Origin of the sequence: Curtobacterium sp. MCBD17_028 (assembly GCF_003234875.1) — a bacterium.
GTDB lineage: Bacteria > Actinomycetota > Actinomycetes > Actinomycetales > Microbacteriaceae > Curtobacterium.
This window is the reverse complement of the sequence record NZ_QKTQ01000012.1, coordinates 59,088-68,989: the sequence shown is the minus strand read 5'-3', so window position 1 is coordinate 68,989 and position 9,902 is coordinate 59,088. Positions and strand designations below refer to the sequence as shown.

General features: G+C 71.2%; 9 protein-coding genes and 1 rRNA gene. 9 read left to right on the top strand and 1 reads right to left on the bottom strand.

The features are described 5' to 3' along the window. Positions 1-104: ribosomal RNA gene (gene rrf / locus DEI86_RS12815) — 5S ribosomal RNA — on the top strand; the annotation flags it as partial. Between the two features lie 338 nt (positions 105-442). Here the strand turns inward: rrf and DEI86_RS16595 are convergent. Continuing rightward, entirely contained in the window at positions 443-751 is a 309-nt protein-coding gene (locus DEI86_RS16595; protein ID WP_181439777.1) for a hypothetical protein, read from the bottom strand. A gap of 801 nt (positions 752-1,552) precedes the next feature. Here DEI86_RS16595 and DEI86_RS12810 point away from each other — a divergent pair. From DEI86_RS12810 to DEI86_RS12780, 8 genes are all read left to right on the top strand, one after another. After that, a complete protein-coding gene (locus DEI86_RS12810; protein WP_258376547.1) occupies positions 1,553-2,293 on the top strand; it encodes a M48 family metallopeptidase in 741 nt (246 codons plus the stop codon). A 97-nt stretch (positions 2,294-2,390) separates the two neighbouring features. Beyond that, positions 2,391-3,377: an HAD-IIA family hydrolase gene (locus tag DEI86_RS12805; protein ID WP_258376546.1), complete on the top strand. Its 987-nt coding sequence runs from the start codon at positions 2,391-2,393 to the stop codon at positions 3,375-3,377. Positions 3,378-3,387: 10 nt separating this feature from the next. Continuing rightward, positions 3,388-3,540: a hypothetical protein gene (locus DEI86_RS16590; protein WP_181434694.1), complete on the top strand. Its 153-nt coding sequence runs from the start codon at positions 3,388-3,390 to the stop codon at positions 3,538-3,540. Positions 3,541-3,694: 154 nt separating this feature from the next. After that, positions 3,695-4,564, top strand: coding sequence for a TlyA family RNA methyltransferase (locus DEI86_RS12800; RefSeq protein WP_258376545.1), 870 nt, complete (start codon positions 3,695-3,697; stop codon positions 4,562-4,564). Next, positions 4,561-5,484, top strand: a complete 924-nt coding sequence (locus tag DEI86_RS12795; protein WP_111011366.1) for an NAD kinase — start codon at positions 4,561-4,563, stop codon at positions 5,482-5,484. The genes DEI86_RS12800 and DEI86_RS12795 overlap by 4 nt, the downstream gene beginning before the upstream one ends. Then, complete coding sequence (gene recN / locus DEI86_RS12790) at positions 5,481-7,175, top strand: DNA repair protein RecN (RefSeq protein WP_111049767.1); 1,695 nt, start codon at positions 5,481-5,483, stop codon at positions 7,173-7,175. Before DEI86_RS12795 ends, recN begins: the two co-directional genes overlap by 4 nt. A 177-nt stretch (positions 7,176-7,352) precedes the next feature. Then, positions 7,353-9,077, top strand: a complete 1,725-nt coding sequence (locus DEI86_RS12785; protein ID WP_284158620.1) for a CTP synthase — start codon at positions 7,353-7,355, stop codon at positions 9,075-9,077. A gap of 148 nt (positions 9,078-9,225) precedes the next feature. Then, positions 9,226-9,831 (top strand): NUDIX hydrolase, encoded by a 606-nt coding sequence (locus tag DEI86_RS12780; protein WP_258368754.1) that lies wholly within the window; start codon positions 9,226-9,228, stop codon positions 9,829-9,831. The last annotated feature ends 71 nt before the right edge of the window (positions 9,832-9,902 follow it).

Here is a 9,902-nt window from a genome sequence, read left to right as displayed (position 1 = left end):
GCGAGAGGGAAACGCCCGGTCACATTCCGAACCCGGAAGCTAAGCCTCTCAGCGCCGATGGTACTGCAAGGGGGACCTTGTGGGAGAGTAGGACACCGCCGGACTCAACGTGAAGATGTGGCCATCGGCCCTCCATCGGACTCCTGGGACTCGTTCCCCGGATGCCGATAGGGCCGGTGGCCATTTCTGTTTAACCCGGTGCGCCGTCGCGCCATGTGTGCGGATCCATCCGGCACGTGGTGGACTGAGCGTGGACAACGACACAGTGAACCGTCTCCGGTACGACCTCCGGATGAACGTACGAGGAGCCATGGTGGCCGACAGCCCCGAAGACGAAGCCCGCGACGACCGGCGCAACCGACGCGACGGAACCTCCCGCTCGAGCAGTGGTCGAGCAGGTGACGGTTCCACCGGGGCGCCCGGTTCTGGCGCTGGTCCTCGATCAGGGGCTGACGGTCGGCGCGGTCGATCGGGTGACGACCGGGGCGCCGCATCGTGGCGGGATGCCGGACACCGGCGGGAGAACGGTGAGCGGCGTGACGTCGTGCGCCCCGACGGCGATCGTGGTCCCCGAGGAGGCCGGAGCGCTGAGCGCGGCGGGCACGTGCGGGGACCCCGGGAGTTCGAGCGTCGCGACGATCGGGGCGGCAGTTCGTACCGAGGGGGACCGCGAGACGGCAACGGCCGCGGTGTCGAGGGTGGACCTCGAGGATCCGGCCGTGCCGACGGTGATCGTCCTGGGCGCCTGCAACGTCCTTCCGAGGGGGAGCGTCCGCGCCGCGACGGGCGGGACTTCCGGGCGAACGGCACCCGTACGGACCGCCAGGGATGGCGCGACGACCGCGGGCGCGGACAAGGCGGTGCGAGGCTCGATCATGGCGGCGTCGGTCGGGGTGCGGCGGGGCGAGATGGTGGCCGGGCCTCCCGTCCGGCAGACGGCGGTCGCCGTCCGTACGGCGACGACCGCACACGCTCCGGAGACGACCGACGTGCCCGGAGCGACGAGGGCAGGCGCTTCGGCGACGACCGCCGGACGCGCGGTGACGACCGCCGACCGTACGGCGACGACCGGCGTGAACGGCGCGATGACCGCGGACCTGCCGGGGCCGGCCGTCGTGCTGGTTCCGATGGCGGCCGTTCGGGCGGAGCCAGCCGCGGGCAGGGTCCGCGCGACGGTCGACCGTACGGCGATCGTGACGACCGGGCGCGCGGCCAGGACGGGCGGGCCGGGGGTCGCGAGCGTGCGCGCTTCGGTGACGGCTCCCGCTCTGCAGGTGCTCGCTTCGGTGAGGGGTCGCGGGACGCCTTCGTCGACCGCGATCCGTTCGGTACTCGGTCCATCCGTCCGCGTCACGACGACCCGGACGTTCCCGAGGGCATCCAGCCCCGTGATCTCGACATCCAGGCGCGCGCCGAGCTGAAGACGCTGAGCAAGGACAACTCGGACTGGGTCGCGAAGCACCTCGTGGCCGCAGCACTCCTCATCGACGACGACCCGGAACTCGCGCACGCGCACGCGGTCAGCGCCGGACGTCGGGCTGGACGCGTCGCCGTGGTCCGCGAGACCCTGGCGATCACGTCCTACCGACTGGGTGACTTCGCGTCTGCTCTCCGGGAACTCCGGACCTACCGCCGTATCTCGGGGCGCAACGACCAGCTTCCGATGATGGTCGACTGCGAGCGCGGACTCGGCCGTCCGGAGCGCGCACTCGAGCTGGGACGGTCCGTCGACCGTGCGGCACTCGACGTGCCCGTGCAGGTGGAACTCGCGATCGCGATGTCCGGAGCCCGGCTCGACCTCGGGAATCCCACAGCGGCGCTTGCCGAGTTGGAGATTCCACAGCTGGACCCGGCGACGGCCTACAGCTGGTCGCCGTCGCTCTACAGTGCTTACGCGGCGACGCTCGAAGAGCTCGGCCGCCAAGATGAGGCCGACGAATGGTGGGCCCGTGTCGATCGTGCTACCGCGGCGCTCGCCGAGGCTGCTGATGAGGATGCTTGGGAGACGGTGGATGTGGTCGAGGAAGCGATCGACGGAGCGGACGACGAGCGAGGCGAGGACGACGAGCTTGCCCCCGTCGACTCCGGGCGAGCCGATGGCAGTGGGAGCGACGACGGGGAAGCACCCAGCGACGGACTCGTCGAGCGCGGAGACGGCGTCACCGGTGACGACGGCATCGACGAAGGGCCCGACGTCGCCGGCGTCATCGAGTCGGATGACATCGACGACGAAGCGTTCGAGATCGACGAAGCCGACCCGATCGACGTCGACGGATCCGGAGCAGACCGCTGATCGGTCCGGATCGAAACCGATCGCGGGCGCGGTCGATGTGCGCGACGATGGGTCCGGATCGGCGCGCACCGACTCGGCTGACGCAGCTCGTCCGCCCTTGGACGGCATCGACCTCGTCCTGACGGACCTCGACGGGGTCGTGTACCGCGGCGCCGCGGCGATCCCGCACGCGGTCGAGGCACTCACCGCGGCGTCGGCCACGGCCCGCGTCGGCTACATCACGAACAACGCGTCCCGGCGCCCGGCTGACGTCGCCGAGCACCTGCGTGGCTATGGCCTCGAGGTCGGAGCGGACGACGTCGTCACCTCGTCGCAGGCGGGCGTCCGGCTCCTGTCGACGCTCGTGCCAGCGGGGGCGACGATCCTCGTCATCGGTGGAGTCGGGCTGACGAGCATCGTCGAGGCCGGGGGCTTCCGGGTGACGGACTCCGCCGACGACGAGCCAGCGGCCGTGATCCAGGGGTTCTCACCGGATCTCGGGTGGCGACAACTCGCCGAGGCGTCGTTCGCCCTGGCCCGGGACATCCCCTGGGTGGCGACGAACATGGACTGGTCGATCCCGGTCGAGCGCGGCATCGCCCCGGGCAACGGCACACTCGTGGCGGCGGTGCACAACGCGGTGGGACGCATGCCCGTCGTCGCGGGCAAGCCAGAACGGGCGATCTTCGAGACGGCGGTCGAGCGGTTCGGGGGAACGCAGCGACTGTTCATCGGCGACCGGCTCGACACGGACATCAAGGGTGCCAACGACGCCGGTATCCCGAGCGTGCTCGTGCTCACCGGTATCGACCAAGCGAAGCAGGTCCTCGCCGCGGATGAGCGATCGCGGCCGACGTGGGTCCTCGGTGACCTCCGCGGTCTCGCCGAGCCGTACCCGGTGACGCACCGCGAAACCGACCGCGACGGAGCGCGGATCGTGCGGGTCGGTGGGGCACGCGTGAGGATGCAGGCACACGTCGTTCGCGTCGAGGAGCGCGGTGACGACCCCCTCGACCTCCTGCGGGCAGGGGCGACCGCGATCTGGGAATCGGGGCTCGCGATCTACGGTATCGACGTCGATCCGGCGCTGTACGGCGGCGAGTAGCCTGGACCGCATGGGTGAGCACGACGAGACCGGAGGGGACGCATTGATCTCCCGAGTCCGGCTCATCGAGGACCAGCCGCTCCCCGAGCGCGCCGACGCCTTCGCGCAGCTCCATGACGAGCTCCGCACGCGTCTCGAGGGTGGTGGCAGCGCGAGTGCGTGACAGGCGGCCCGCCGCGGGTGCTCGGACCGCTGGTGACGCCGATGCCGGTGTGCACGCTGGTTCTGGTTCTGGTTCTGGTTCTGGTTCTGGTTCTGGTTCTGGTTCTGGTTCTGGTTCTGGTTCCGGTGCTGCTACCGGTGCCGTGGAGCGTTCGGTGCGGCTCGACGCGCTGCTCGCCGAGCGGGGACTCGTGCGATCGCGGACCGCCGCCGTGAAGCTGGTGCAGGCGGGCCGGGTCGCGGTCGACGGCATCACCGCGGTGAAGCCGTCGTCGCCGGTGCGCCCCGACGTCACGCTCGCGGTCGAACCGGACGACGACTGGGTGTCGCGGGCGGCGCACAAGCTGGTCGCGGCGCTCGACGCCTTCGAGGTGGACCCGGCGGGCAGGGTGGCGCTCGACGTCGGGGCATCGACCGGCGGCTTCACGCAGGTGCTCCTCGAGCGAGGAGCGTCCCGGGTCATCGCGCTCGACGTCGGTCACGGGCAGCTCGACCCCCGCGTGGCGTCGGACCGTCGCGTCGTTGTCGTCGAGGGGATGAACGCCAGGAACCTCGAGCCCGATGGCTTCCGCGCCCTGGATCCCCGGGCCGCGGCCACGACTCTGGTCGTCGCCGACCTGTCGTTCATCAGCCTGCGACTCGTGCTCCCGGCGCTGGCCGACGCGGTCCCGGCCGACGAACACGTCCTGCTCGTGAAACCGCAGTTCGAGGTGGGGCGGTCGGGCATCCGCGAGGGCATCGTCCACGATCCTGACCTCCGCGACGACGCCGTCATGAACGTCCTCTGGACCGCGCACGACCTGGGGTTCGGCGTAGCGGGCGTCATCGCGTCGCCGATCCTCGGTACGCACGGGAACCACGAGTTCCTCGTGCACCTGGTGCGGGGCGGCGGGACACAGCCCACGGAGTGGCGATCCCGGGTGACGGCGCTCGCAGCGAACGCCGTGCGGGGCACGACGTCCGTGCGGGGCACGATGTCAGCGCGGGACCGAACGGGTACGGACAGGAACGAGGAAACGCGATGACCGGCGAACGACACATCCTGCTCGTCTCGCACACCGGCCGGCGGGACTCGATCGACGCCGCGCTCGAGGTGTGCGACCTGCTGCACGCCGCAGGCCTCGTCCCGGTGATGCCGTTCGACGAGTACGCCGACATCCGGCGTGCCGAGGCCTCCGTGGGCCAGGTCGACATCCTCGGGGTCGACGTGCAGACGTCCGAACTCGAGATCGTGATCGTGCTCGGCGGAGACGGGACGATCCTCCGCGCGGCGGAACTGGTGCGCGACGTCAACGCGCCGATCGTCGGGGTCAATCTCGGTCACGTCGGGTTCCTCGCCGAGAGCGAGCGCGACGGGTTGGCCGAGACCGTGCAGCGTGCGCTGAGCGGCGACTACCACGTCGAGGAGCGGGTGACCCTGCAGGTCGACGTCATCCTGGGGCAGGACGTCGTCTACTCGTCCTGGGCGCTCAACGAGGCGACCGTCGAGAAGGCCGCCCGCGAGCGGATGCTCGAGGTCGTCATGGAGGTCGACGGCCGCCCCCTCTCGTCGTTCGGGTGCGACGGTGTCGTCATGTCCACCCCGACCGGGTCGACCGCGTACTCGTTCTCGGGCGGCGGTCCCATCGTGTGGCCGGACGTCGACGCGCTCCTCATGGTGCCGCTCGGGGCACACGCGCTCTTCCAACGACCCATCGTCGTCGGTCCGAACTGCACGTTGGCCGTCGAGGTCCTGCGCCGGACGGCCGGCCTGGGCGTGCTCTGGTGCGATGGACGACGCACCCACGACCTGCCTCCCGGCGCGCGCGTCGAGGTCCGGCGCTCGCCGCAGCCCGTCCGGGTCGCACGTCTCAAGGACGCGCCGTTCACCGACCGGCTCGTCGCGAAGTTCCAGCTGCCGGTCAGTGGATGGCGTGGGCCCCAGCACGACGAGGACGGATCGTGATCGACGAGATCGGGATCCGGGACCTCGGGGTGATCGGCGAGGCGACGCTGGAACTCGGCCCCGGGTTCACGGTCGTGACGGGTGAGACGGGTGCCGGCAAGACGATGATCGTGACCGCGCTCGGCCTGTTGCTCGGGGCGCGCGCCGACGCGTCGTCGGTACGGCGGGGGAGTGCGTCGGCCGTCGTCGAGGGCCGCTGGCGGATCGAGGCCGACTCGCCGGTCGTCGAGCGCGTCGAGGACGCCGGCGGAGCGGTCGAGGACGGCGAGCTCATCCTGACGCGGACGGTCTCCGCCGAGGGACGCAGCCGCGCGACCGTCGGTGGACGGAGTGCACCGGTCGCGGTGCTCGGGGAACTCGCCGACCGGCTCGTCACGGTGCACGGGCAGTCCGACCAGATCCGCTTGACCTCGGCGACCGCGCAGCGCGCCGCGCTCGACGCCTTCGGCGGCTCGGCACTCCGCGACGCGCTCGCCGCGTACACCACGGCGTACGACCGCTGGCAGCAGCATGCGGGGGACCTCGAGGGCCTGACGCGCGATCGGGAGGAACGCATCCGGGAGGCGGACACGCTGCGGGCCGCGAGCGCGGAGATCGAGGCGGCCGACCCGCAACCCGGCGAGGACGTCGAGCTCACGGAACGCGCCGAGCGGCTCGGCAACCTCGAGGAGCTCCGCCTCTCCGCAGGCCTGGCCCACGAGGCGCTCTCGAGCGAGGCGCTCGACGGCACACCCGACGTGGTCGGGCTGGTCGAGGCGGCGCGCCGTGCCGTCGAACGGGTGGTCGGCTTCGACGCGGAACTCGCGCCGATCCTCGACCAGCTCACCGACATCGGGTACCAGGTCGGCGAGGCGGCGTCGACGTTGTCGAGCTACCTCGGCTCGCTCGACGGCGATGCCGCGCACGACCTCGAACTCGTCAACGAGCGACGGGCCGTGCTCGCCGCGCTCGTCCGGAAGTACGGGGACGACGTCGACGACGTCATCGCGTTCGGGCGGCGGGCGTCCGACCGTCTGCTCGAACTCGACGGGGACGACGACCGCATCGTGGCGCTCGAGGCCGCGGTGGAGTCGGACCTCGCCGTGCTCGAGGAGACGGCGACCGCCCTCACCGCCGCACGGACGACCGCGGCCGAGGACCTCGCCGCACGGGTGACCGACGAGCTGGCGTCGCTCGCGATGTCCGGGGCTCGACTCGTCGTCGAGGTGACGGATGCCGGCGAGTACCGGCAGGCCGGACGGGACCAGGTCGCGATCCTGCTGCAGCCGCACTCGGGATCCGACCCGCGGCCTATCGGCCGGGGTGCGTCCGGCGGCGAGCTGTCCCGCGTGATGCTCGCGATCGAGGTCGTCATGGCCGGCACGACCACCGTGCCGACGTTCGTCTTCGACGAGGTCGACGCCGGGGTCGGGGGAGCGGCGGCGATCGAGATCGGACGCCGCCTGGCCCGCCTCGCGCGGACGACCCAGGTCGTCGTGGTCACGCACCTCGCGCAGGTGGCGGCCTTCGCCACGAACCACCTGCGGGTCGTCAAGGACGCCTCGGGTGCCGTCACCTCGAGCAGCGTCCAGCGTCTGCAGGGTGAGGAGCGACTGCAGGAGATGGCGCGGTTGTTGTCCGGACTCGACGAGAGCGAGAGCGGTATCGAGCACGCGCGCGAACTGCTGCAGATGGCGGCGGCGAGCGTCTGAGGCGGGCGGCGGTCGGGCCTCCCGGCATCCTGCGGGCGCCGCGCGGACCGGACGAGCGCTCCATCGGCGTCGCGTCCCAGGGCGTGGCGCCGCGACACACCCGGACCGCCGCCGGCGCCGCCCGCCGCTCCGGGCGGCATCGACGGGGTGACGCCCCGTGCCATACAATGGAAGCCCGTGGCGGACATCTTCAGCGGCGGTACTCGATCCTCTTCTCCTGACCAGCCCTCCAAGGTCACGAAGCACATCTTCGTCACCGGTGGCGTGGTCTCCTCGCTCGGCAAGGGCCTCACCGCCGCGAGCCTCGGCAACCTCCTCACCGCGCGGGGCCTGCGCGTCGTGATGCAGAAGCTCGACCCGTACCTCAACGTCGACCCGGGCACCATGAACCCGTTCCAACACGGCGAGGTCTTCGTCACCGACGACGGTGCCGAGACGGACCTCGACATCGGCCACTACGAGCGGTTCCTCGACATCAACCTGTCGCAGTCCGCGAACGTCACGACGGGGCAGGTCTACTCGTCGGTCATCGCCAAGGAGCGCCGGGGCGAGTACCTCGGCGACACGGTGCAGGTGATCCCGCACATCACGGACGAGATCAAGCGCCGGATGCGGGAGCAGGCGAGCAACGACCCGCAGCCCGACGTGATCATCACGGAGGTCGGCGGCACCGTCGGCGACATCGAGTCGCAGCCGTTCATCGAGTCGGCCCGCCAGGTGCGACACGAGCTCGGGCGGGCGAACGTGTTCTTCGTGCACGTCTCCCTCGTGCCCTTCATGAACGCCTCGGGCGAGCAGAAGACGAAGCCGACGCAGCACTCCGTCGCCGCGCTGCGCTCGATCGGGATCCAGCCCGATGCGCTCGTGCTCCGCTCGGACCGCCCCGTGTCGGACTCGAACAAGCGGAAGATCGCGCTCATGTGCGACGTCGACGAGGGCGCGGTCGTGAACGCGGTGGACGTGCCGTCGATCTACGACATCCCGACCATGCTGCACAACCAGGGCCTCGACGCGTACATCATCGACGCGCTCGGGCTGTCCGCGGGCCCGGTGGACTGGTCGAGCTGGAACGAGGTGCTCCGCGCGGTGCACGAGCCGAAGCGTGAGGTCACCATCGGACTGGTCGGCAAGTACATCGACCTGCCGGACGCCTACCTGTCCGTCACCGAGGCGTTGCGGGCCGGCGGCTTCGCGCACAACACCAAGGTGCTGCTGAAGTGGGTCGTGTCGGACGAGTGCCAGACGCCCGAGGGTGCGGCGAAGCACCTGGGTGACGTCGACGGCATCTGTGTGCCGGGCGGTTTCGGCGTCCGCGGGATCGAGGGCAAGCTCGGTGCGCTGCGGTTCGCCCGCGAGAACGGGATCCCGACCCTCGGTCTGTGCCTCGGTCTGCAGTGCATGGTCATCGAGTACGCGCGCAACGAGGCGGGTCTGCCGCACGCGTCGTCGTCCGAGTTCGACCCGGAGACGCCGTTCCCCGTGATCGCCACCATGGCCGAGCAGGTCGACATCATCGCGGGCGGCGACCTCGGCGGGACGATGCGGCTCGGCCTGTACCCGGCCGAGCTCGGCGAGGGCACGCTCGCCCGCGACCTGTACGCCGCGGCGGAGGCATCCGAGCGACACCGTCACCGCTACGAGGTGAACAACAAGTACCGCGACCAGATCGCCGACGCCGGTCTCGTGTTCTCGGGGACGTCGCCCGACGGCACGCTGGTCGAGTACGTGGAGCTCGACCGGTCCGTGCACCCCTTCTACATCGGCACCCAGGCGCACCCGGAGCTGCGGTCGCGGCCGAACCACGCGCACCCGCTCTTCGCCGGCCTCGTCGCCGCGGCGCTGGACCGTCAGGAGGCCTCGCGACTGTTCGAGGTGCAGGAGCCGGAGACCGAATCGGTCTGACCGTCGTGCGACGGTGACGGGAGGGACGGTGCCGGCTGGCGTCGTCCCTCCCGTCGTTCGTCGTCCACAGCTCCCCGCCGTGCCGCTCGCTCCACCGCCGCTCGCAGCGGGCGGGCGCCGTCCTGCCGACGAGGTGCAGGATGGACGGGTGACCGAGACCGCGACGAACGACCCCGAACCCACGCCCGCTGAGACCCCGCTCGCCGACGAGCACCTGGAACCACCGCTCAAGGCGTCCGAGGTCGTGTACGAGGGCGCCGTCTGGGACATCCGGAAGGACACGGTCGACTACAACGGCGAGGACATGGTGCGCGAGTACATCGCGCACACCGGCGCCGTCGCCGTCTACGCCGAGGACGACGAAGGCCGGGTCCTCGTCATCCAGCAGTACCGGCACCCGATCCGCAAGCGGGACTGGGAGCTGCCCGCCGGGCTGCTCGACCAGCAGGGGGAGGACCCGCTCGACGCCGCGAAGCGCGAACTCGGCGAGGAAGCCGACCTCGAGGCCGACGACTGGTCGGAACTGCTCCGCTTCACCCCGTCGCCGGGCGGCAGCGACGAGGTGATCATCGTCTACCGTGCCCGCGGCGTCCGTGCCAAGGACGAGGCGTTCGAGCGCTCCTTCGAGGAGGCCGACATCGTGAAGCGGTGGGTGCCGCGCGAGGACGTCGTGCAGGGCGTGCTCGGTGGTCGGCTCGGCAACGCGATCCTGTCGCTGGCGGCGCTCGCCGTGGACCGGGTCGAGTCCCGCTGACGCGGAGGACCGAGGGCAGGGTCGGGATCGCGGGCTCGGGCCACGTCGGAGGCCCGCTCGACCTCGCGGGG

What these genes read in the sequence shown, in the direction of transcription:
- DEI86_RS12795 (WP_111011366.1), top strand. Translation starts at nt 4,561, where the DNA reads ATGACCGGCGAACGACACATCCTGCTCGTCTCGCACACCGGCCGGCGG.
- DEI86_RS16590 (WP_181434694.1), top strand. Translation starts at nt 3,388, where the DNA reads ATGGGTGAGCACGACGAGACCGGAGGGGACGCATTGATCTCCCGAGTC.